The 22,308-nt window shown below is 71.1% G+C and carries 18 protein-coding genes; 14 read left to right on the top strand and 4 right to left on the bottom strand.

The annotated features are described in order from the left end of the window. The first annotated feature begins 18 nt into the window (after positions 1–18). Genes ACN4JJ_RS09285 through ACN4JJ_RS09270 form a run of 4 tightly spaced genes read left to right on the top strand, consistent with a single transcriptional unit; the run spans position 19 to position 3,198 of the window. The gene (locus ACN4JJ_RS09285; RefSeq protein ID WP_440709632.1) at positions 19–831 is read left to right on the top strand and encodes an ABC transporter ATP-binding protein; all 813 of its coding nucleotides are present in this window, start codon (positions 19–21) and stop codon (positions 829–831) included. Further along, entirely contained in the window at positions 828–1,532 is a 705-nt protein-coding gene (locus ACN4JJ_RS09280; RefSeq protein ID WP_440709631.1) for an ABC transporter permease, read from the top strand. Before ACN4JJ_RS09285 ends, ACN4JJ_RS09280 begins: the two co-directional genes overlap by 4 nt. Then, positions 1,529–2,275 carry an ABC transporter permease gene (locus ACN4JJ_RS09275; RefSeq protein ID WP_440709630.1) on the top strand — a complete coding sequence of 249 codons (747 nt, stop codon included), beginning with the start codon at positions 1,529–1,531 and terminating at the stop codon, positions 2,273–2,275. The genes ACN4JJ_RS09280 and ACN4JJ_RS09275 overlap by 4 nt, the downstream gene beginning before the upstream one ends. Then, complete coding sequence (locus tag ACN4JJ_RS09270) at positions 2,272–3,198, top strand: ABC transporter substrate-binding protein (RefSeq protein WP_440709629.1); 927 nt, start codon at positions 2,272–2,274, stop codon at positions 3,196–3,198. The genes ACN4JJ_RS09275 and ACN4JJ_RS09270 overlap by 4 nt, the downstream gene beginning before the upstream one ends. A 13-nt stretch (positions 3,199–3,211) precedes the next feature. Here the strand turns inward: ACN4JJ_RS09270 and ACN4JJ_RS09265 are convergent, their stop codons facing one another. Beyond that, complete coding sequence (locus ACN4JJ_RS09265) at positions 3,212–3,892, bottom strand: DedA family protein (RefSeq protein WP_440709628.1); 681 nt, start codon at positions 3,890–3,892, stop codon at positions 3,212–3,214. 154 nt (positions 3,893–4,046) lie between these two features. Here ACN4JJ_RS09265 and ACN4JJ_RS09260 point away from each other — a divergent pair, with 154 nt between their 5' ends. Genes ACN4JJ_RS09260 through cydC form a run of 4 tightly spaced genes read left to right on the top strand, consistent with a single transcriptional unit; the run spans position 4,047 to position 9,896 of the window. Beyond that, positions 4,047–5,459, top strand: coding sequence for a cytochrome ubiquinol oxidase subunit I (locus ACN4JJ_RS09260; RefSeq protein ID WP_440709627.1), 1,413 nt, complete (start codon positions 4,047–4,049; stop codon positions 5,457–5,459). A gap of 9 nt (positions 5,460–5,468) precedes the next feature. Continuing rightward, positions 5,469–6,491 carry a cytochrome d ubiquinol oxidase subunit II gene (cydB, locus tag ACN4JJ_RS09255; protein WP_440709626.1) on the top strand — a complete coding sequence of 341 codons (1,023 nt, stop codon included), beginning with the start codon at positions 5,469–5,471 and terminating at the stop codon, positions 6,489–6,491. Positions 6,492–6,495: 4 nt separating this feature from the next. Next, on the top strand, positions 6,496–8,247 hold the full coding sequence (gene cydD / locus ACN4JJ_RS09250; protein ID WP_440709625.1) for a thiol reductant ABC exporter subunit CydD: 1,752 nt from the start codon (positions 6,496–6,498) through the stop codon (positions 8,245–8,247). After that, positions 8,244–9,896: a thiol reductant ABC exporter subunit CydC gene (gene cydC, locus ACN4JJ_RS09245; protein ID WP_440709624.1), complete on the top strand. Its 1,653-nt coding sequence runs from the start codon at positions 8,244–8,246 to the stop codon at positions 9,894–9,896. The genes cydD and cydC overlap by 4 nt, the downstream gene beginning before the upstream one ends. 35 nt (positions 9,897–9,931) lie before the next feature. On the opposite strand, the gene ACN4JJ_RS09240 is transcribed toward cydC, so the two are convergent. Then, on the bottom strand, positions 9,932–10,756 hold the full coding sequence (locus ACN4JJ_RS09240) for an aminotransferase class IV (protein WP_440709623.1): 825 nt from the start codon (positions 10,754–10,756) through the stop codon (positions 9,932–9,934). Between the two features lie 217 nt (positions 10,757–10,973). On the opposite strand from ACN4JJ_RS09240, the gene leuS reads away from it, so the two are divergent. The 4 genes from leuS to holA all read left to right on the top strand — a co-directional run bounded on the left by leuS (position 10,974) and on the right by holA (position 18,527). After that, positions 10,974–13,574 carry a leucine--tRNA ligase gene (gene leuS / locus ACN4JJ_RS09235; protein WP_440709622.1) on the top strand — a complete coding sequence of 867 codons (2,601 nt, stop codon included), beginning with the start codon at positions 10,974–10,976 and terminating at the stop codon, positions 13,572–13,574. A gap of 137 nt (positions 13,575–13,711) precedes the next feature. Next, complete coding sequence (locus tag ACN4JJ_RS09230) at positions 13,712–14,533, top strand: helix-hairpin-helix domain-containing protein (RefSeq protein ID WP_440709621.1); 822 nt, start codon at positions 13,712–13,714, stop codon at positions 14,531–14,533. 554 nt (positions 14,534–15,087) lie between these two features. Beyond that, entirely contained in the window at positions 15,088–17,325 is a 2,238-nt protein-coding gene (locus tag ACN4JJ_RS09225) for a ComEC/Rec2 family competence protein (RefSeq protein WP_440709620.1), read from the top strand. A 161-nt stretch (positions 17,326–17,486) separates the two neighbouring features. Then, the gene (gene holA / locus ACN4JJ_RS09220; protein ID WP_440709619.1) at positions 17,487–18,527 is read left to right on the top strand and encodes a DNA polymerase III subunit delta; all 1,041 of its coding nucleotides are present in this window, start codon (positions 17,487–17,489) and stop codon (positions 18,525–18,527) included. A gap of 85 nt (positions 18,528–18,612) precedes the next feature. Here the strand turns inward: holA and rpsT are convergent, their stop codons facing one another. Beyond that, positions 18,613–18,873, bottom strand: coding sequence for a 30S ribosomal protein S20 (gene rpsT / locus ACN4JJ_RS09215; RefSeq protein ID WP_291053592.1), 261 nt, complete (start codon positions 18,871–18,873; stop codon positions 18,613–18,615). Between the two features lie 198 nt (positions 18,874–19,071). Here rpsT and ACN4JJ_RS09210 point away from each other — a divergent pair, with 198 nt between their 5' ends. Continuing rightward, positions 19,072–20,262: a pyridoxal phosphate-dependent aminotransferase gene (locus ACN4JJ_RS09210; protein WP_440709618.1), complete on the top strand. Its 1,191-nt coding sequence runs from the start codon at positions 19,072–19,074 to the stop codon at positions 20,260–20,262. Further along, positions 20,259–21,263 carry a ketopantoate reductase family protein gene (locus tag ACN4JJ_RS09205; protein ID WP_440709617.1) on the top strand — a complete coding sequence of 335 codons (1,005 nt, stop codon included), beginning with the start codon at positions 20,259–20,261 and terminating at the stop codon, positions 21,261–21,263. Before ACN4JJ_RS09210 ends, ACN4JJ_RS09205 begins: the two co-directional genes overlap by 4 nt. 15 nt (positions 21,264–21,278) lie before the next feature. Here ACN4JJ_RS09205 and ACN4JJ_RS09200 read toward each other — a convergent pair whose 3' ends face one another. After that, a complete protein-coding gene (locus ACN4JJ_RS09200) occupies positions 21,279–22,172 on the bottom strand; it encodes an NAD-dependent epimerase/dehydratase family protein (protein ID WP_440709616.1) in 894 nt (297 codons plus the stop codon). Positions 22,173–22,308: the final 136 nt, after the last annotated feature.

Below are 22,308 nucleotides of genomic sequence, written 5' to 3'. Positions count from 1 at the left end.
CCGACGATTGGGCCCCGCATGATCGAGTTCCGTTCGGTGACGAAGCAGTTCCCCGACGGCACGGTGGCGGTCGAGGGGTTCGATCTCACGATCCCTCCGCGCAAGACGACGGTGTTCGTCGGCTCCTCGGGCTGCGGCAAGACCACGCTGCTGCGCATGATCAACCGGATGATCGACCCCACCTCGGGCAGCATCCTGATCGACGGTGAAGACACCTCCACGCTCGCTCCGGTGAAGCTGCGGCGGCGGATCGGCTACGTCATGCAGAACTCCGGGCTGCTGCCGCACCGCAAGGTGATCGACAACGTGGCCACCGTGCCGGTGCTGAACGGCGTCTCCAAGCGCGAGGCCCGCGAGCACGCCCTGGGGCTGCTCGATACGGTGGGCCTCGACCGCTCGTTGGCCGAGAAGTACCCGCGCCAGCTCTCGGGTGGCCAGCAGCAGCGCGTGGGCGTGGCGCGCGGGCTCGCCGCCGATCCGAACATCCTGCTGATGGACGAACCGTTCGGCGCCGTCGACCCGATCGTGCGCGCCGAGCTGCAGCAGGAGACCATCCGGTTACAGGAGGGCCTCGGCAAGACCGTCGTCTTCGTCACGCACGACATCGACGAGGCGTTCCTGCTCGGTCACCAGGTCGTCATCCTGCAGAAGGGCGGGCACATCGCCCAGGTCGGCACGCCGGCCGAGATCCTGGCGAACCCGGTCAACGACTTCGTGGCCAGCTTCGTCGGCGCCGATCGCGGCAAGCGGATGCTGCGCATCCAGCGGGTGGGCGATCGCGACGTGGTGGTCGACGAGCACGGCACCCCGACGGGAGTCCTGCAGTCGTGAGCTGGGTCGGCAACAACCTCGACCTGGTGTGGGAGCTGATGCTCGCGCACGTCTCGCTGTGCATCCCGCCGATCGTCATCGGCTTCCTCATCTCCATCCCCATCGGCTGGGTGGCGAACCGCTACCGCATCTCGCGCGGCACCATCCTGGTGGTGCTCGGGCTGCTCTACACGATCCCCTCGCTGCCGCTGTTCATCTTCATGCCGCTCATCCTCGGCACCCCGCAGCTCTCCTCGGTCAACGTGGTCGTGGCGCTCACCATCTACGCGGTCGCCCTGATGGTGCGCACGGCGACGGATGGCCTCGGCTCGGTCGACAAAGACATCCTGCAGGCGGCCTCGGCCATGGGCTACTCGGGCTGGCAGCGGTTCTGGCGGGTCGAGCTGCCGCTGGCCGGCCCCGTGCTGCTCTCGGGCCTCCGGGTCGTCTCGGCGAGCACCGTGAGCCTCGCCACCATCGGCTCGGTGATCGGCGTCACGAGCCTCGGCTACCTCTTCATCAACGGGCTGCAGCGCACCATCCCGGCCGAGGTCGTCACGGGCATCGTCGCGGTGCTCCTGATCGCGATCGTGTTCGACCTGGTGCTCGTGCTGCTCGGCCGGCTGGTGCTGCCCTGGAGCCGGGCCGACCGGGTGAAGCGCAGCCGCAGCCGTGAGGTCGAGCGAGCGCGCACGGCCGTGCTGACGGGGGCGGGCCGGTGAACATCGTCGCCGAGGCCTTCGCCTGGATCCTCGACCCCGCCAACATCGGCGGGCCCACCGGATGGCTCGCCCGCCTGCTCGAGCAGCTCGCCTACACCTTCGGCGCGGTCGCGATCGCGGCGGTCATCGCCGTGCCGCTCGGCTACCTGGTGGGGCACACCGGCCGGGGCCGCGACATCGCGGTCGCGCTCTCCGGCAGCTTCCGCGCACTGCCGAGCCTGGGTGTCATCATCCTGCTCGCGCTCGGCCTCGGGATCGGCTTCCGCGCGCCGCTGCTCACCTTCGTCATCCTCGCCATCCCGCCGATCCTCGCGGGCGCCTACGCCGGCTTCGAGGCGATCGACCGCAAGACGATCGACGCCGCCCGCGCGGTGGGGATGACCGAGTGGCAGGTCGTCACCAAGGTCGAGATCCCGCTCGGCCTGCCGCTCCTGATCGGCGGCATCCGTTCGAGCGTGCTGCAGGTCGTGGCCACCGCCACGCTGGCCGCCTACGTCTCCGGCGGGGCGCTCGGCGCGTTCATCTTCCAGGCCTTCGCCACCAAGAACTACCCGCTCGCGCTCGGCGCCTCGATCCTGGTGACCGCGCTCGCTCTGGTGCTGGAGGGAATCTTCGCCCTCCTGCAGAAGTTGGTGGTTCCACGCGGCGTCGTCGCGAAAGAACTCAAAGACCCCCGCACGCGGTCATCCCGTCCGCGCGCGGTGATGGGAAATCCCATCCAAGAAGGGAAAACAATCACATGATCACAGCAATCAAGAAAGGCCGGCTCGTCGCAGGGCTTGTCGTGGTCAGCGCGGCCGTCGCGCTGGCAGGGTGTGCGTCGAGCGATCCGCTGGACACCGCATCCACGTCGTCCTCGGGTGGAGACGCGATCGTCATCGGATCGCAGGCCTACTACTCCAACGAGATCATCGCCGAGATCTACGCCCAGGCGCTCGAGGCGAACGACATCGCGGTGACGCGCCAGTTCAACATCGGCCAGCGCGACGCCTACCTGCCCGCTCTGGAGAGCGGCGAGGTGCAGCTGTTCCCGGAGTACTCCGGCAACCTGCTGCAGTACTACGACCCCGAGACCACGGCGAAGACCAGCGACGACGTCTACGCGGCGCTCGCGGACGCGCTGCCCGAGGGCCTCGAGGTGCTCGACCAGTCGCCCGCGACCGACCAGGACTCCTACAACGTCACCAAGGAGTTCTCGGAGGCGAACAAGGTCACCAGCCTCGCCGACCTCAAGAACGTCACCACGCCCATCACCCTGGGCGGCAACTCCGAGCTGCAGACGCGCCCGTACGGTCCCGACGGCCTGCTGTCGACCTACGGCGTGACCGTGGGCTTCACCCCGATCGAGGACTCGGGCGGACCGCTGACCATCTCGGCGCTGAAGGACGACACCGTGCAGATGGTCAACATCTACTCGGCCGATCCGAACATCAAGACCTCCGGTCTGGTGACCCTCGAAGACCCTGACGGCCTCTTCCTGGCCTCGAACGTCGTGCCCCTGATCAACACGGATGCGGCGACCCCCGAGGTCACCGAGGTCATCAACAAGGTCAGCGCGGCCCTCACCGCCGCCGACCTCGTCGACCTCAACTCGCAGAGCGTGAACGACCAGGAGTCGGCCGACACGATCGCGAAGAACTGGCTGGAGAAGGTCGCGCTGTTCTAGCAGGCGCAACCTCTCACGAGACCCCGTCTTCCTCCGCCTCGGCGGCGGGAGGCGGGGTCTCGTGCATGTGGCGGGCCTCGGCGCGGTTGATCAGCTTCTTCACCGCGAAGACCAGCAGGCCGAAGACCACGATCGCGGCTACGAAGAAGTAGCCGGCGCCGTGCAGTTCTTTCGAGAGCTCGCGGTAGCCGCCCGCGGCGAAGGTGCCCACCGAGACGTAGGCCGCCGCCCAGATGACGCAGGCGGGGGCCGTCCAGGCCATGAAGCGGCGGTAGCGCATCGGGCTCATCCCGACCGTGAGGGGGATGAGCGAGTGCAGCACGGGGATGAAGCGGGAGAGGAAGACGGCGATGCCTCCGCGCCGCGCGAGGTACCTCTCCGCCCGCGCCCAGTTCTTCTCGCCGATCCGGCCGCCCAGCTTGGACGCGCGCAGCTTCGGGCCGAACCAGCGCCCGATGGCGAATCCCAGGCTCTCGCCACAGAGGGCCCCGACCACCACCACGACGATCATCGACGTGTATTCAAGTGGCCCCTCGACGCCTGTCGAGGCCACGAGCACCACCGTGTCGCCGGGAACGATCAGCCCTATCAGCACGCTGGTCTCCAGCAGAATGGCGATGCCCGCCAATATCGTCCTGACCTGGGGATCTACCGATTGGACGGTATCCAGGATCCAGGACAACGCCTCGTTCATGCTTGTATTCCACATCGCATGCCCCACACGATAGCGAATCAACCAGAGGATTCCCCGATGGTCGGTTTGCTTGTATACAAGCTGCTAGAATCGACGTGTCGTACCCCCCTACGGCGGCAGCGTGGCCTCACCTTCCACGCAAAGGAGTTTCCGCGTGAACGAACTGCTCGATCCTCTGATCCTGTCGCGCTGGCAATTCGGCCTGACGACGATCTACCACTTCCTCTTCGTGCCGCTCACGATCGGTCTCGCGGTCACCGTGGCGATCTTCCAGACCGCCTGGGTGCGCACCGACAAGGCGAAGTACCTCCAGCTCACCCGCTTCTTCGGCAAGATCTTCCTGATCAACTTCGCCATGGGCGTGGTGACCGGCATCGTGCAGGAGTTCCAGTTCGGCATGAACTGGAGCGACTACTCGCGCTTCGTCGGCGACGTCTTCGGCGCCCCGCTCGCCCTCGAGGGCCTGCTCGCCTTCTTCCTGGAGGCGACCTTCATCGGCCTCTGGATCTTCGGCTGGAACCGCATCCCCAAGAAGCTGCACCTCGCCAGCATCTGGATCGCCGCCGTCGGCAGCGTGCTCTCGGCCTACTTCATCATCGCCGCGAACGCCTTCATGCAGAATCCCGTCGGCTTCCAGATCAACGAGGCCAAGGGCCGCGCCGAACTCACCGACATCTGGGCGCTGCTGACCAACAAGGTGGCACTCGCCGCGTTCCCGCACACGATCTTCGCCTGCTTCATGGTCACGGCCGGCCTCATCATCGCGGCCGCCGCCTGGCACCTCTACCGCAACCAGCACCTCGAGACCATGCGCCCGGCGCTGAAGTTCGGCCTCTGGATGATGGTGATCGCGGGCGCGCTCACCGTGCTCTCCGGCGACCAGCTGGGCCTGGCCATGGTCGAGACGCAGCCGATGAAGATGGCGGCCGCCGAGGCGCTCTACAAGACCTCGACCGGTGCCGACGCCTCGTTCTCGATCTTCACCCTGGGAACCCCGGACGGCGTGAGCGAGCTGTTCAGCATCCGGGTTCCCTATCTGCTGTCGTTCCTGTCGACGCACACCTTCGACGGCACCGTGGAGGGCATCAACGACCTGCAGGCGCAGTACGTGCAGCTCTACGGCCCCGGCGACTACACGCCGACGATCTGGATCACCTACTGGGCCTTCCGCTGGATGATCGGCCTCGGCATGGCGCACGTGCTCGTCGCGATCGTGGGTCTCTGGATGACCCGCGGCGGCCGCCAGCCGCGCTGGCGCTGGATGTGGCGGGTGGCGATCTGGGCGTTCCCGCTGTCGCTCGGCGCCATGATCGTCGGCTGGATCTTCACCGAGATGGGCCGCCAGCCCTGGATCGTGTTCAGCCTGCTGAAGACCGAAGACGCCGTCTCACCGGGTATCACGGGGCTCGACGTGCTGATCTCGCTGATCGCCTTCACGGCCATCTACGGCACGCTCGCCGTGGTGGAGTTCAAGCTCATCAAGAAGGCCATCCAGAAGGGGCCCGACGAGCCGCCCGAAGAGGATCCCGAGACCGGGGAACTCAAACACGAGGCGACGGTCTACTAGGAGCGGATGATGGATCTCACAATTCTCTGGTTCTGCATCGTCGGCTTCCTCTTCGTCGGCTACTTCGTTCTCGACGGCTTCGATTTCGGCGTGGGCATGTCGCTGCCCTTCCTCGGCCGTGACGACAAGGATCGGCGCGTGCTGATCAACACGATCGGCCCGATCTGGGATCTCAACGAGACCTGGGTGATCGTGGCCGGCGCCTCGCTGTTCGCCGCGTTCCCCGAGTGGTACGCGACCCTGTTCAGCGGTTTCTACCTGCCGCTGCTGCTCATCCTGCTGGCGCTCATCCTGCGCGGGGTCTCGTTCGAGTACCGCCACCAGCGCCCCGAGGCGGTCTGGAAGAAGCGCTTTGACCGGATGATCGTGATCGGCTCGGCCGTGCCCGCCTTCCTCTGGGGGGTCGCGTTCGCGAACATCGTGGCGGGTGTGCCGCTGGACGCCGACCACAACTACATCGGCGGCTTCTTCGCGCTGCTGAACCCGTATGCGCTGCTCGGCGGGCTCACCACGCTGCTGCTGTTCTTCACCCACGGCGTGCTGTTCGTCTCGCTGAAGACCGATGGCGACATCCGCCTGCGCGCCCGCCGGCTGGCCACGCGCTCCGGCATCGTGACGGTCGTGGTGGCCGCCGCCTTCCTGCTCTGGACGACGCTCGCCTTCGGCACGCTCGCCTCGGCCCTGCTCTCGGCGGGTGCCGCCGTGGCGCTGATCGGCTCCTTCCTGGCCAACCTGCGCGGGCGGGAGGGCTTGTCGTTCGGGCTGATGGCGTTCACGATCGCCCTGGCGGTGCTGAGTCTGTTCTTCGCACTCTTCCCGGATGTGATGCCCGCCTCGAACGATCCGGCCAACAGCCTGACCATCGAGAACGCCTCGTCCTCGGCGTACACGCTCACGATCATGAGCTGGGTGGCGCTGATCTTCCTGCCGCTGATCCTGGCGTACCAGGGCTTCACCTACTGGATCTTCCGCAAGCGCGTGACGCGTGCCCAGATCCCCGAGGCGGCCGAGCTCCCCGAGGCGGCACACTAGAGACGTGCGTCCCGTCGATCCCAGGCTCCTGAGGTACGCGAGCGCTGCCCGCTTGTTCTTCGCGGCCGGAGGCGCTCTCGCGGTGCTGCAGACCGCATCCGTGGTGGCCTTCTCCTTCCTGGTGACCCAGGTCATCGTGCGCGCGATCGCGGGCGCTCCGCTCGGTGACCTCGGCCTCCCTCTGCTGCTTCTGGCGGGGGTGGTGGTGGTGCGGTTCATCGTGTCCTGGACCACCGACATCAACGCCGCGCGCGGATCCGCCGTGGTGAAGAGCGAGCTGCGCGCGCGGGTTCTGGATGCCGTCACGCGTCTCGGTCCCGGCCGGCTCGCCACCCGTAACTCGACCTCGGTCGCGGTCACCGCGGGCGCGGGGCTGGATGCGCTGGACACGTATTTCGCGAAGTACCTCCCGCAGCTCATCCTGACCGCGATCGCGACACCCGTGCTGGTGGTCGTCATCTGGTGGCAGGACTGGATCTCGGGGCTCACGGTCGCGCTCACGCTGCCGCTCATCCCGGTGTTCATGATCCTGATCGGCTGGGCCACCCAGACGGTGCAGCAGCGGCAGTGGGAGAAGCTGCAGCGGCTCTCCACCGCCTTCCTCGACGTGGTGGGCGGCTTGTCCACCCTCAAGATCTACGGGCGCCAGCACCGGCAGAGTGCGCGCATCCGCACCGTCACCGAGGAGTACCGCGGCGAGACGATGAAGGTGCTGCGGGTGTCGTTCCTCAGCGGCTTCGCGCTCGAGCTCGCGGCGAGCCTCTCGGTGGCGCTGGTGGCGGTGTCGATCGGCGTGCGCCTGATCGACGGCAGCCTGGGGCTCGGCGTCGGTCTGTTCGTGCTGCTGCTCGCCCCGGAGGCCTTCCTGCCGCTGCGCAACGTCGGCGCCCAGTTCCACGCGGCGGCCGACGGCGTCGCCGCCTCGACCGCGGTCTTCGAGCTGCTCGACGAGGCGGCCGCCGTCCCACCCGCCGCGCCCTCCGCCCCGGGCGAGCCTCCGTCGGTGCAGAACGGATCACGTCCCGCGACGGGGCTGGAGGTGCGCGGGCTGGGGGTGCGGTACGGGGAGGCGGTGGCGTTCGAGGGGGTGGATGCGGTGGCACGCGCCGGCGCCGTGACCGCGCTCGCGGGGCCGAGCGGAAGCGGCAAGAGCTCGTTCGTGGCGGCGCTGCTGGGGTTCGTGCCGGCCGAGGGTCGAGTGCTTCTGAACGGGCGGGACGTGACGGATGAGCCCGCGCCGCGCGCGTGGCTGGCCTGGTCGGGGCAGCGCGCGACCCTGCTCGGCGGCACGGTCGGCTCGAACGTGATGCTGGGCGACGACGCGGCGACCGATGCGGCGACGGATGCGGTGACCGATGCGGTGACGGCGACGGATGCGGGCGTCCCCGACCACGCGGTGGCTCGGGATGGCGCGCCTCAGGCCGCCGCCCGGGCCGCGCTCGACCTCGTGGGTGGGCACGGCATCCGTCTGGAGACGCCCGTCGATCCGCGGGGCGGGGGTCTTTCCGGCGGCCAGGCGCAGCGCGTCGCCGCCGCCCGCGCCGTGTACCGCGCCCGCCGGCTCGGCTCGGAGGTGGTCGTCTTCGACGAACCCACTTCGGCACTGGACGAGGAGACGGAGGGCGAGTTCATCCGGAGCCTGCGCACCCTGGCGGACGAGGGGCACGTGGTGATCGTGGTGAGTCACCGGCCCGCGGTGCTCGCGGCGGCCGACGACGTCATCCGCTTCGAGGCCCGAGTGGCGGTGACCTCGTGAACCGCTCCGAGGTGCTCAGGCTCGCGCAGCCGCGCCTGCGCCGCTTCGCACCCGGCGTGCTGCTCGGCGTCCTGAGCGCCCTCTGCGCCGTGGGGCTGCTCGCCACCGCCGCCTGGCTGATCACCCGGGCGGCCGAGCAGCCGCCCATCCTGTACCTCTCGGCGGCGATGGTGGCGGTGCGCGCCTTCGCGCTCGGCCGGGCGACCTTCCGCTACCTCGAGCGGCTCGTCAGCCACGACGCCGCCTTCGCCACGATGCCCGAGCTGCGGGTGGGCGTGTACGAACGGCTCGTGCCGGTCTCGCCCGACGGGCTCGGGACGGCCCGCCGCGGCGACCTGCTCAGCCGGCTCGTCTCCGACGTCGACGAGCAGCAGAACCTGCCGCTGCGGGTGCTGCAGCCGCTGCTGGTGTCGGGGCTCACGGCGGTCGTGGCGGTGGTGGCCGTGTGGATCATCCTGCCGGCCGCCGGAGTCGTGCTGCTGATCGCCCTGCTGCTGGCCTTCGTGCTCGGCACGGCGGTGAACGCGGCCGTCTCGGCACGGGCGGAACGGGCGCTCGCGGGGCTGCGCGGCCGGTACCGGGCCGAGCTCGGCGACTACCTCGAGAACCTCGACCTGTTGATCGCGTACGGTGCCGACGGGCCGGCCAGGGCGGCGCTCGCCGACGCGGATGCGCGGCTCACGCGCGCGCTCGTGCGGCGTTCGGCCGGGGCCGGGATCACGGCGGCACTGGTCACGCTGCTCGCGGGCGCGGCCACCATCCTGATCCTCGTCGCGGGCGTGCCCCAGCTGGGGCTCGGCGGCTTCGACGGGCCCGCGCTGGCGCTGATCGCGCTCGTGCCGCTGGCCGTGTTCGAGGTGTTCGCGATGATCCCGCTGGCCGCCGGCGCCTGGCGGCAGGTGGCGGCGAGCGCCGAGCGGATCGCGACCGCGGTGCCGTCGGAGATCCCGGCCGGCATCCCGGTGGACGCCGGTGCCACGCGCCCGATCCCGGATGGCCCGGTCTCGCTCACCCTCCGTGACGTCTCGGCCCGCTGGCCGGGCGAGCCCGCCGACGCCCTGCGGGGGCTGAACCTTCAGGTCGGCCCGGGCGACCGCATCCTGGTGCGCGGTCCGAGCGGGTCGGGCAAGACGACGCTCGCCCACGTGCTCGTGCGCTTCCTCGAGCACGGCGGTCGTTACGAGCTCGACGGCGTCGACGTGCGCGAGTACGCGCAAGACGCGGTGCGCCAGGTGGTGGGACTCTGCGAACAGGGCCCGCACCTGTTCGACGACGACATCCGGCAGAACCTGCTCTTCGCCCGCGACACCGCCACCGACGAGGAGCTGCGCGCCGTGCTCGAGCGGGTCGGCCTCGGCGACTGGCTGCGGGAGCGCGGCGGCCTCACGGCGCGGGTGGGGGAGCGCGGCGCCCTGGTCTCGGGCGGTCAGGCCCAGCGCATCGCGCTCGCCCGAGCCCTGCTGGCCGAGTTCCCCGTGCTGGTGCTCGACGAGCCCACGGCGAACGTCGACCCCGATCGCGCCGACGCCCTCCTCGACGACCTCCTGCGGGCGGCCGCCTCCGCCGACCGCGCCGTGCTCCTCATCTCGCACACCCCCGTGCCCGAGCACCTCGTCACCGCCACCGTGCACCTCCCAGCCCCTCGCTGAAGGGCAGGGCGTACGGGAGGTGCGAGCGCCCGGTCTCAGAGGGGGCGGCTGAGGGCGTTCAGGCGCTTGCGCCAGGTGGTGGCGCGCGAGGGGCGCGCATCCACCGCGGGTCCGTCGATCCAGGCGTCGACCACGCTGATGCCGTGCAGGGCGCTCACCACCCACACCTCGCAGCCGTCGAGGTCGGCCGGATGCGCGCGCTCCTCCACGACGCGCGTGCCGGTCGCCGTCGCGATCAGACGGATGCTGCGCGCCGTGATGCTCGCCACCCGCGCGAGATCGCCGGCCGGCGCCACCAGGGTCTCGCCGCGCCACCACAGGACGGCCGAGCTCGCGCCGTCGGCGATCACGCCTCCGGCGCCCTCGTCGAGCAGCACCAGCTCATCGGCTCCGTTCTCCTGGGCTCCGGCACGCAGTTCGAGCAGCCGCTCGAGGTCGGGGCCCTTCACCCGGGGAGCGCGGCGCGGATCCGGGCCGGCGTGCGTCATCAGCACGGTCGACTCGCGCAGTCTCGGCGCGACCCGGGCCCGCAGGCGCAGTTCGAGCGAGCCGTCGTCCTCGCGCCGGGCGAGTTCGACCCGCGGGAACAGCGGCCCCGAGCGGAAGGCCCGCAGCCGCCCGATCGCGGCACCCCAGAACGGCTCCGCATCCGGAGCGGTGCGAGCGTCCGGGGCATCCGGAGCGTCCCGAGCGTTCGTGACCGCGTCGAGGAAGCGCTCGCGGTGCGCGTCGAGTGCCCGCGCGCGCCCGTCGGCCGAGACGAACCACGAGTCGGCGGCGAGCAGCGCGGAGTGCGGGGCGAGCGGGCGCTCGACCAGGCCGTCGCCGGTCCAGACGAAGGTGGCGGGGGCGTCGGGCACGCGGTCTCCTTCTTGTCGTCCCTCCACGGTAGTGCAGGCATCCGCACGCCGTTTTCCGTCGTCGCAGAACCCGCGGCGTGCGCCCGACCGGCCCGAACCCGGCCGGGTTTAGTAATGTTGTGTCCTGGTGCGCAACGCGTGCCATCCCGAGCGACCCCCCTTCTGGCACTTCTGCCGAAAAGCCTGTCGCCTGCGTCTGCAATGAATTGAGAGTCACGTGGTCACCGAGAACACTTCCGCCGAGGCCCAGGGCGAGACGACCGGCGCTGCCGGCCACGACGAAGCCGAGCGCTACGACTTCCAGGCCATCCAAGACAAGTGGCAGCCCATCTGGGAGGAGTTGAAGCCCTTCCAGGTCGACACCGAGGGCGACAAGCGCCCGCGCAAGTACGTGCTCGACATGTTCCCCTACCCCTCGGGCGACCTTCACATGGGGCACGCCGAGGCGTACGCCCTGGGTGACGTGATCGCCCGCTACTGGCGCCAGCAGGGCTTCAACGTGCTGCATCCGATCGGCTGGGACTCGTTCGGCCTGCCCGCCGAGAACGCCGCCATCAAGCGCGGTCTCGACCCCCGCAAGTGGACCTACGACAACATCGACCAGCAGCACTCCACCTTCAAGAAGTACGCCGGCTCGTTCGACTGGGACCGCGTGCTGCACACCAGCGACCCCGAGTACTACAAGTGGAACCAGTGGCTGTTCCTCAAGATGTACGAGAAGGGTCTGGCCTACCGCAAGGCCAGCTGGGTGAACTGGGACCCGGTGGACCAGACCGTGCTCGCCAACGAGCAGGTGCTGCCCGACGGCACCTCCGAGCGCTCCGGCGCCCTCGTGGTGAAGAAGAAGCTGACGCAGTGGTACTTCCGCATCACCGACTACGCCGACCGGCTGCTGGACGACCTCAAGCAGCTCGAGGGCACCTGGCCGTCGAAGGTCATCGCGATGCAGCGCAACTGGATCGGCCGCTCGATCGGCGCCGACGTCGACTTCGCCATCGAGGGGCGCGACGAGCCCGTCACGGTGTTCACGACCCGTCCCGACACGCTCTACGGGGCGACGTTCATGGTGGTCGCGCCCGATTCCGATCTGGCGATCGAACTGGCCGCCGGATCGCCGTCGACCGAGGTGCAGGAGCGTTTCAAGAAGTACCTCGCCGACGTGCAGAAGTCGTCGGAGACCGAGCGTCAGGCCACCGACCGGCCCAAGACCGGCATCTTCCTCGAGCGCTACGCGATCAACCCCGTGAACGGCGAGCGCCTGCCGATCTGGGCCGCCGACTACGTGCTGGCCGACTACGGCCACGGCGCGGTGATGGCCGTGCCCGCGCACGACCAGCGCGACCTCGACTTCGCCCGCGCCTTCGGGCTGCCGGTGAAGGTGGTCGTCGACACTCTGGCGCCCGTCACCGGGGTCATCCCGGTGCTCGACCCCGACGACCTGCCCGAGCTCGAAGACCTGAACCCCGGCACCACCGGCATCGCGCTGGCCGGTGAGGGGCGCCTGATCAATTCGGGACCGCTCGACGGGCTGTCGAAGTCGAACGCGATCCGCAAGATCATCGAGATCCTCGAGGCGCAGGGTCTCGGCCGTCCGGCCAAGAACTACCGCCTGCGTGACTGGCTGATCTCGCGTCAGCGCTACTGGGGCACGCCGATCCCGATCATCCACGGAGCGGATGGCACGGAGTACCCGGTGCCGGAAGACCAGCTGCCCGTGCTGCTGCCGCCGACCGAGGGGCTGAACCTCACGCCCAAGGGCACCTCGCCGCTCGGTGGCGCTGCGGACTGGGTGAACGTGCCCAACCCCGTCGACGGCTCGCCGGCGCTCCGCGACGCCGACACGATGGACACCTTCGTCGACAGCTCGTGGTACTTCCTGCGCTTCCTGTCACCTCAGGACAGCACGCAGGCCTTCGACCCCAAGCAGGTCGACAAGTGGGCGCCGGTCGACCAGTACGTCGGCGGCGTCACGCACGCCATCCTGCACCTGCTCTACGCGCGCTTCATCACGAAGGTGCTGTTCGACCTCGGGTACGTCGGCTTCACCGAGCCGTTCAGCGCCCTGCTGAATCAGGGCATGGTGCTGATGGACGGCTCCGCGATGTCGAAGTCGAAGGGCAACCTGGTCCGCGTCTCCGACCAGCTCGACGAGCACGGTGTCGACGCCATCCGTCTGACCATGGCGTTCGCCGGCCCGCCGGAGGACGACATCGACTGGGCCGACGTGTCGCCCGCCGGATCGGCGAAGTTCCTGGCGCGCGCCTGGCGGCTGGTCGGCGACGTCACCACGCCGCCCGAGGTCAACTGGCGCGACGGCGACCGTTCGCTGCGGCGCATCACGCACCGCTTCCTCGCCGAGGCCCCCGGTCTCATCGAGGCCTTCAAGTTCAACGTCGTCGTGGCGCGCCTGATGGATCTGGTGAACGCCACCCGCAAGGCCATCGACTCGGGCCCGGGCGGCGGCGACCCCGCGGTGCGCGAGGCCGTCGAGACGGTGGCGCTCGGGCTGTCGCTGTTCGCGCCGTACACGGCCGAAGACATGTGGGAGCGGCTCGGCTACGAGCCGTCGATCGCGAACTACGGATGGCGCGGAGCGGATCGCACGCTGCTGACCGAGGAGACCGTCACCGCGGTGGTGCAGGTCGACGGGAAGGTGCGCGACCGCCTCGAGGTGTCGCCGAAGATCGCGGGGCCCGAGCTGGAGGCGCAGGCCCGCGCGCTGCCGTCGGTGGTGCGGTCGATCGGGGATCGCGAGATCGTCACCGTGGTGGCGCGCGCGCCTCGACTGGTGAACTTCGTCACGAAGCCCGCTTCGTAGTCGGCTCCTTCCCGACCTGAGGCTTCTCGGCCGGCCTCGTCCCGAGGATTCTCCACAGGCCCGCGCGACCCCGGGGGTTCTGCACAGATCGGCTCGGGCCGGCCCGGCCGCGGAGACCGCCTGCCTACTCTGACCGCATGTCAGATCTGCAGCTCCCGGTCTCCGCATCCCCCGGGGTGAGCCCCGACCTTCCCGCCGAGGTCCCGCGCGGGCCGTCGGCGCGCGTGCGGATCGGCGTGGGGGCCGCGATCGTGCTGGTCGTCGTGGCGCTGGTGTGCTCGGTGCTGATCACCGCGCTGTCGCCGGTGGGCGCGACGACCGTGGTGACGGGCGGGGGTGCCGCCGGAACCAGGACATCGTCGACCACCTCGTCGGCTCCGTCCGGCTCGATCTCCCCGTCGTCCGCCCCGCCGGGGGCGACGGATGCGGCTCCGGATGCCGGTGCCGCCGCGGGCGTCCCGGAGGCCGCCGGGGCCGTCATCCTCGTGCACCTGCTCGGCGCGGTGGCGCGCCCGGGCGTCTACGAGCTCGCCGAGGGCTCTCGGGTGGTGGATGCGGTCGGTCTGGCCGGCGGCTTCACCGAGACGGCCGAGCAGGCCTCCGTGAACCTCGCGCGGCCTCTGGCCGACGGGGAGCAGGTGCGGGTGCTCGCGGTCGGTGAGGCGGCTCCGGCCGGTTCGGCGGGCTCGGCGGGCTCGGGTGGCTCGGGAGCCGCGGCAGTGGGCAGCAGAGGGGGAGGGGGCGGTGCAGGAGCGCCGGCGGTGAGTGCGCCGATCGACCTGAACGCGGCGACGGAGCTCGATCTCGACGCGCTTCCACGGATCGGCCCCGCGATGGCGGCCCGGATCGTGAGCTGGCGCACCGAGAACGGCCGCTTCGCCTCCGTCGACGACCTGCTGCAGGTCACCGGAATCGGCGAGAAGACGCTGGAGGGTCTGCGCGACCTCGTGACGGTCTGATGGCCCCCGATCTGCGCCTCGCGCCCGCGGCCGTGCTTGCCTGGGCCACGGCGTGGATGCTCACGGGGTGGCCGCAGGCCGCCGCGGCGACCGCCGCGCTCGCCTGGCCGGCCGCCGCCGCGCTGGCCCTCCTGTGCCTGCGACAGCGTCGGCAACGTCCACGCCGCCGCCGAGCCTCGTCGGCCCCGCCCGCCCCGCCATCCGCCACCGCCCCGCCATCCGACACCGTCCCACCGCTCGCCACCGCCTCACCACCTGCCACCGCGTCGCCGCCCGCCGTCGCCTCGCGGCCTGCCGCGGTGTCACCGCCCGCCGTCACCTCGCCACGCGCCACCACCTCGCCACGTGGGGCTGCCGTGGCCGCCGGGAACGGGGCGCCACGTGCGGTTGCCGTGGAGGCCGGGAATGGGGTGCCGCGTGCGGTTGCCGTGGCCGCCGGGAATGGGGTGCCGCGTGCGCTTGCCGTGGCCGCCGGGAATGCGGCGCCAGGTGCGGCTGCCGCGGCCACCGGGAACGGGGCGCTGCGTGCGGCTGCCGCGGCGGTGAGGGGCAGGGTGGGGCGTGCGGTGGGGCTGCTGCCGACGGCGGCTCTCGGGGTGGCCGTGCTGGCGCTGGTGGCGACCGCGGTGTTCGGGCTGGGGCACCTGCGGCATCCGGATGTCGCTGACAGCGGGCCACGGGTCGGCTCCGCGCGGTTCATCGTCACCGGCCTCCCGCAGGTGCGTGCCGACGGGTTCCCTCCGGCATATCCGCAGACCCCTTCGGGAGCGACGTCGGGAGCACCCGCCGACGCCACAGGGCCTGCGCCGCAGACGCGGATCTCCTTGGGGGTCGCCTTGGAGTCCTTCACAGCGGGCGACCGAACTGTGCCGGCCCGCGCGCCGACGGTGCTGTTCGCCACGGTGCCGGCGGCGGATGCGGACGTCTCGTCGTGGCCGATCGGCTCAGCACTCGTCGTGCGGGGCACGCTGACCGCGCTGGAGCCGGGTGATTCGCGGGAGTTCCTGTTCTTCGCCCGCGACGCACCGCGTGTGCTCGCCGATCCGCCGTGGTACCTGGGCTGGGCGAGTGCCACGCGCGACGCGTTCCGCACGAGCACCGCGGGGCTGCCGGGCGACGGTGCAGAACTGCTGGCCGGGCTCGCGATCGGCGACGACTCGGGCGTCTCCGACGGGCTCCGGCAGGCGATGACCGTGAGCGGGCTGACCCACCTCACGGCGGTGTCCGGCGCGAACTGCGCGGTGGTCGTCACGGCGGTGATGCTGCTCGGCGGCGCGGTGGGGCTGGGAAGGCGACTGAGGATCGGCCTGTCGGTGCTCGTGCTGGTGCTGTTCGTGGTGCTGGTGACTCCCGAGCCGAGCGTGCTGCGCGCGGCCGCCATGGCGGTGATCGTGCTGGTGGCGCTCGCGATCGGCCGGCCCTCGGCGGGCGTTCCGCCGCTCTGCCTCTCGGTGGTGGTGCTGCTGACGCTCGACCCGTGGCTCGGCCGCAGCGCCGGGTTCGCCCTCTCGGTGCTGGCCACGGCCGGGCTGCTGCTGCTCACCCGCCCCATCGCGGCGGTGATCGGGCGGGTCGTGCCCGCGTCGCTCGCGTTGGCGCTGGCCGTCCCGCTGGCCGCGCAGATCGCCTGCCAACCCGTGCTCTTCGCCATCGCTCCCCAGCTCACGCCGTACACCCTGCCGGCCAACGTGCTGGCCGAACCCGCCGCCGCGCTCGTGAGCATCCTGGGGCTGGTTCTGTGCCTGCTGAGCGTCGCGGCGCCGGGGCTCGCCGGGTTCGCCGCCTGGCTGCCGTGGCTGCCCTCGGCGTGGATCGGGGCGGTGGCCCGGTTCTTCGCCGGGGCGCCGTTCGCGGCGATCGCGCTGCCCGACAGCGCGGTCGCGGTCGTGGTGGCGCTGCTCGCGACCGTCCTCGTCCTCGTCGCGCTGTTCGCCGCCCGACGGCATCCGCTCGTCGCGGGTGTGTGCGGGGCAGTGGCGGCCTGCGGTCTGCTGATCTCGCTGGCCGGCCTCGGCGGTGCGGCCCTGGCTCGCGACGCCGCCGTCCCGCGCGACTGGCAGCTCGCCGCCTGCGACATCGGGCAGGGCGACGCGGTGCTCGTGCACAGTCGCGACGAGATCGCGCTCGTCGATGTGGGGCCGGAGCCCGCGCCGCTCACGGCCTGCCTGGAGCGGATGCACGTGCAGCGCATCGACCTCCTGGTGCTCACCCACTACGACCGCGACCACGTCGGCGGCATCGCCGCTGTCACCGGGCGGGTCGACCGCGCTCTCGTCGGGCCGGCCGACGGCCCGAGCGACGACGCGTTGCTCACCGCTCTCCGCTCCGGCGGAGCCGAGGTGATGCAGGCCCGGCGAGGTCTCGCCGGCGAGCTCGGTGACTACCACTGGGACGTCGTCTGGCCCGAAGGCGGCACCGACCTCCGCGGCAACGACGCCAGCGTCACCGTGAGCCTCACCGGCCCGCTCCGGATGCTCTTCCTCGGCGACCTGGGCGAGCGGGCCCAGAACGCGGTGCGCTCCGTGAACGCCCTGCCCGTCGTCGACGTCGTGAAGGTCGCGCACCACGGATCGGCCGACCAGAGCCAGGCCCTGTACCTGGCGGTGCGGGCATCCGTCGGCGTCATCTCGGTCGGGCTCGGCAACCGGTACGGGCACCCGACCGACGAGCTGCTGGCGATGCTCGCGCTCGCCGGAACGCGCGCCTTCCGCACCGACCAGGAGGGGTTGACGGTGATCTCGGGGACGTCGGGCGCGATCTCGGTCTGGACCGAGCGGCCGGTGCCGCCCTAGGAGCCCCGTCCGGGCTTCCGGGCTTCCGGGCACCCGGGCGCCCGGTCGGCTGACGCCGGCCGGACGGGCGGCCAGGGCGGGGCGGGTGGCACCGGGAACCGGGCGACCGGCGTCGGCGGCTGCGGATAGGCTGATGGCCGGGCTCGAAACGGGAGGTGACCATGGCGGCAGCACGAGGCGGATCGACGGCGTCCAAGCCGAAGGCGAGCGCCAAGGTCGCCATCCCGCAGCTGGAATGGAACCAGGTGCGGCCCTCGCCGGTCATCCTGGTGTCGGGCACCGAGAGCTTCCTGGCCGAGCGGGCCATCCGTCAGCTGCGCGACCTGCTGAAGACGGAGGATCCGAGCCTCGAGGTGGCCGACATCGACGCGGCCTCCTATGCTCCGGGCGAGCTCTTGTCGATCGCCAGCCCGTCGCTGTTCGCCGAGCCGCGGCTCATCCGCATCGCCTCGGTCGAGAAGTGCACCGACGCCTTGATCGAGGATGCCATCGCCTATCTCGGCTACCCGGCCGACGACACCTACGTGGTGCTCCGGCACGGCGGGGGCGTGCGCGGCAAGAAGCTGCTCGAGGCGGTGCGCGCCGCATCCGGTGTGGCCATCGAGATCGTCTGCACCGAGCTCAAGCGCGACTCCGACAAGTACGACTTCGCCTCGGCGGAGTTCCGGGCGGCCGGCAAGCGGGTCTCGCCCGGCGCGATCCGCGCCCTGGTGTCGGCGTTCTCCGACGATCTGGCCGAGCTCTCGGCCGCGTGCGCCCAGCTCGCGTCCGATTCCGCCGAGGAGATCACCGAGGTCACCGTCCAGCGGTACTACGCCGGTCGGGTCGAGACGAACGCCTTCGCGGTGGCCGACTCGGCACTGGCCGGCAACTACGGCGAGTCGCTCGGTCTGCTGCGGCACGCTCTCGCGTCCGGGGCCGATCCGGTGCCGATCGTGGCCGCGTTCGCCATGAAGCTGCGCACGATGGCGAAGGTCATCGGCACGCGCGGGGGGTCGGGGCAGCTCGCCGGTCAGCTCGGCATGGCGCCGTGGCAGATCGACCGTGCGCGCCGCGATCTCTCCGGCTGGACGGGCGAGGGTTTGGGTCGCAGCATCCAGGTGCTCGCCGAGACCGACGAGAGCGTGAAGGGCGCCGGGCGCGACCCGGTGTTCGCCCTCGAACACATGATCGGCATCGTCTCGGCCCGCGGAAACCTCTGAGTCCCAGCGACAAAGGAGGCTCCCTCTGCCCGGGCGCACGAAAAAGGCCCCGCCGGAGCGGAGCCTGATTCGAGGGGGACGCGGCTCAGAGAGCGGCGACCTGCTTCGCGATGGCCGACTTGCGGTTCGCGGCCTGGTTCTTGTGGATGACGCCCTTCGACACGGCCTTGTCGAGCTTCTTGCCGGCGAGCACCAGTGCGGTCTCGGCCTTGCTCTTGTCGCCGGCGACGACGGCCTCGCGAGTGGCGCGGATGGCGGTCTTGAGCCCGCTCTTGACCGCCTTGTTGCGCTCCTGAGCCTTCTTGTTGGTGCCGATGCGCTTGATCTGCGACTTGATGTTTGCCACGGAAATAACCTCTGTATCTGTTCGGATGAATGCGGTGCGATGCTCCGCTGCGGCCGGGCCGCGGAAGAAGCCACTCGCTGTTCGCATCCCGCCGAGAGCGTGAATGCGTAAGCCAACAGGCAACATTACCAGTTCTGTGCCGTCTGGACAATCCGAACTCCGGCTGGAGTCGAAGCCCACGCGGTACCGTAGAAGCCTATGCCACGTCTCGCCTCGCACACCGACACGGTCCCGCCCTCGGGCATCCGCCGCATCTTCGAGCTCGCGCTGTCGCTCGACGACGTGGTCTTCCTCGCCGTGGGCGAGCCCGACGTTCCGGTCGCGCCGGAGGTGCTGGCCGCGGGTGCGGCCGCCTGGCAGGCCGACGACACCGACTACACGCCGAACGGGGGCATCCCCGAGCTGCGGAACGCCATCGTGAAGACGGTCGCCGAACGCAACGGGATCCGCATCGACCCCGAGCAGGTGTGGGTGACCGTCGGCGCCACCCAGGGCCTGTACCTGGCGATGACGTTGCTGCTGGATGCGGGCGACGAGGTGCTCGTGCCCGATCCGGGCTACACGACCTTCACGATGAACGCGCACCTGCTCTCCGCCGTGCCGGTGCCGTATCCGCTCCGCCCGGCGGCCGGCTTCACCCCCGACCTCGACGAGCTCGAGCGGCTCGTCACCGACCGCACCCGGGTGCTGATCGTCAACTCCCCGTCCAACCCGCTCGGCGCGGTCTTCGACGAGCCCACGCTGCGCGCACTGCTCGCGTTCGCCCGGCGGCACGATCTCTGGCTGATCAGCGACGAGGTGTACGAGCGCTTCACCTACGGCGCGCCGCACGTGAGTGTCGCCGCTCTCGCCGCCGAGGGCGACGGGCGCGACCTCGAGCGCGTTCTGACCGTCTTCTCCGCGTCGAAGACCTATGCGCTCACCGGCGCGCGAGTGGGCTGGCTGCTGACGCCGCCCGGGTTCTCGACCCTCCTGGGAGCCTCGCAGGAGGCGATGATCAGCTGCGTGAACACCCCGGCCCAGCGCGCCGCTGTGGTGGCCCTCACCGGCTCGCAGGAGTCGGTTCAGCGCGCCGCCGAGCACTACGGCGAGAACCTGCGACTGGCCACGACCGCGCTGCGCGAGCGCGGCATCCGGTACCTCGAGCCCTCGGGTGCGTTCTATCTGTGGGTGGACGTGTCCTCCGCGAGCGGCGGTGACGTGGCCGCCTGGGCCGAGCGGCTGCTGCTCCAGCGACGCGTCGCCGTCGCACCCGGCAGCGCCTTCGGGCGGACGGGCGAGGGCTGGATCCGGCTGTGCGTCGCCGCGTCGTCCACCGATCTGCTCGAGGGCATCCGCCGCCTGCCCGACCCGGGGTCACCCGGGGCCGACCTCATCTCCCCGCGATGAGACTCGCCGTGATCGGCGCCGGTGCCGTCGGCGGCGTGATCGCCGCGCTGGCCGACCGGCACGGCCACGAGGTGACGGTCACCGCCCGCGGAGCGCAGCTCGATGCGATTCGCGACCGGGGGGTGCACCTCACCGGCCACTGGGGCGAGCACACCGCGCGAGTGCGGGCGTCCGCGACCCTCGACGCGGGCGACACCCCCGAGCTGGCGCTGGTCTGCGTCAAGGCTCAGGATGCCCGCCAGGCCCTGGCCGACAACGCGGCGGTGCTCGAGGGGGTGCCGCTGGTCGTCGTGCAGAACGGCCTCGGGGGCTCGGAGGCCGCGGCCGCACAGCTCCCCGGCACACCGGTCATCGGCGCGCTGGCGTTGTTCGCGGCTTCGTTCCTCTCGCCGGGCGAGGTGGCGATCACCACACCCGCCTCCACCTACCTCGGCCGCCTCGACTCGACGCCGGAGCCGGCGTTCGAGCTCGCCCGCGCGACCCTGAGCGACTTCCTGCCCGTCGAGACCACGCCGAACTTCACCGGGGCGCAGTGGACGAAGCTGATCGTCAACCAGGTCAACGCGCTCCCGGCGATCACCGGCCTCTCGGTGCAGCAGACGATCGCCGACCGGGGGCTCCGGGCGGTGCTCACGGCGAGCATGCGCGAGGCGGTCGGTGTCGCCCGCGCCCGCGGCGTGCGGTTCGAGACGCTGCTCGGCCTGAGCGACGGGCTGCTCAGCGCTTTCGCGCACGCGCCGCGGCCGATCGCGCAGCTGCTGCCGCGGCTGATGTCCCGGCGCATCGGCGCGACGCCGAATCCGGGATCGACGCTGCAGAGCATCCGGCGCGGTCAGCTCACCGAGATCGACCACCTCAACGGCGCGGTCGTGGCCGAGGCGCACGCCGCCGGCCGTGACGCCCCCGTCAACGCGGCTCTCGTGGCCCTGGTCCACCGTGTCGAGGCGCAGGGCGCCTTCGTCGCCCCCGCCGACGTGGCCCGCGCCGTCCTCGCCCCCTGACCCGCGGTTCGCGCCTCAGCGCACGTACGAGCCCGAGCGCAGCTCGTCGAGCAGGGTGGGGCCGTTCGGCTCCCAGCCGAGGTCGATGCGGGCGGCCGATCCGGTGGCCTGCTGGTCGAGCAGCAGCGCGTCGCCGAACCCCTCACCGAGCCAGGCGTGCACCTGCTCGACCGAGGTGGGCGCCACCCGCCCGTCGAGCCCGACGCCCGCCGACGCCGCCTCGCCGATCTCGCGCACCGTCGGGTTCTCGCCGCTGGCGCCGATGTAGTACGAGCCCGCGTCGGCCAGGTCGAAGGCGAGGATGTACAGCTCGGCGAGATCCTCCACGAACACGGTCGTCCAGTGCTCGGCGCCCGACCCCACGATCTGCAGCGCGGGCTCTCCCGAGGCATCCGACCCCCGCGGTGCGCCGGCCACCAGCGCCGGGATGCCCGCGCCGTGACCGAACACGATGCCGGGGGCGATGATGGTGGTCTTCACGCCCGCGGCGCTGCGCACGCGCGCCTCGATCGGCACCCGCCACGAGGTGAGCGCCGGCGGGTCGAACGGGGTGCGCTCGGTGAGGTCGGTGCCGCTGCCGAAGATCCAGATGCCGCCGGTGTGCACGTAGGGCTTGTCGCTGCCCTCGAGCCCCGCGAACACGGCCGAGACGAAGGTGTCGTCGGTCGCCGCGCTGGAGTCGTCGCCGGGGGAGGCGGTGTGGATGACGCCGTCGCTGTCCAGCGCGAGCTTCGTGACGAGCTCGCGGTCGGTGATCGAGCCGAGCACGGTGCTCGCGCCCGTCTGCTGGATCTCCGCGGCCTTCTCCTCGCTGCGCACGAGGGCGACGACGTCGCGCCCCTGAGCCCGGAGCTGACGGAGGACTGCGGATCCGATGTAACCGGTCGCGCCGGTGAGGAAGATAGCCATGCCCCTATTCAACCCACCGGGCGCATCCTCGGCCAGGTGCGTGACGAGATGAGACGACGGCGGCGGCCCCCGGACCGCGAGGCGTCGCTGCCGGCCGCGCATGGCAGAATGGAACGTCCGCCGACCCAGAGGAATG

Source organism: Herbiconiux dendrobii (assembly GCF_052048175.1).
Taxonomy (GTDB): Bacteria; Actinomycetota; Actinomycetes; order Actinomycetales; family Microbacteriaceae; genus Herbiconiux.
Note: the sequence above shows the minus strand (reverse complement) of the source record. Positions and strands in the feature narration are given on the sequence as shown.

Excerpts from the sequence above, each read along its gene's own strand:
- ACN4JJ_RS09285 (WP_440709632.1), top strand. The coding sequence starts at position 19 with ATGATCGAGTTCCGTTCGGTGACGAAGCAGTTCCCCGACGGCACGGTG.
- ACN4JJ_RS09270 (WP_440709629.1), top strand. The coding sequence starts at position 2,272 with ATGATCACAGCAATCAAGAAAGGCCGGCTCGTCGCAGGGCTTGTCGTG.
- ACN4JJ_RS09265 (WP_440709628.1), bottom strand. The coding sequence starts at position 3,892 with ATGAACGAGGCGTTGTCCTGGATCCTGGATACCGTCCAATCGGTAGAT.
- cydB (WP_440709626.1), top strand. The coding sequence starts at position 5,469 with ATGGATCTCACAATTCTCTGGTTCTGCATCGTCGGCTTCCTCTTCGTC.
- ACN4JJ_RS09230 (WP_440709621.1), top strand. The coding sequence starts at position 13,712 with ATGTCAGATCTGCAGCTCCCGGTCTCCGCATCCCCCGGGGTGAGCCCC.
- holA (WP_440709619.1), top strand. The coding sequence starts at position 17,487 with ATGGCGGCAGCACGAGGCGGATCGACGGCGTCCAAGCCGAAGGCGAGC.
- ACN4JJ_RS09210 (WP_440709618.1), top strand. The coding sequence starts at position 19,072 with ATGCCACGTCTCGCCTCGCACACCGACACGGTCCCGCCCTCGGGCATC.
- ACN4JJ_RS09205 (WP_440709617.1), top strand. The coding sequence starts at position 20,259 with ATGAGACTCGCCGTGATCGGCGCCGGTGCCGTCGGCGGCGTGATCGCC.
- ACN4JJ_RS09200 (WP_440709616.1), bottom strand. The coding sequence starts at position 22,172 with ATGGCTATCTTCCTCACCGGCGCGACCGGTTACATCGGATCCGCAGTC.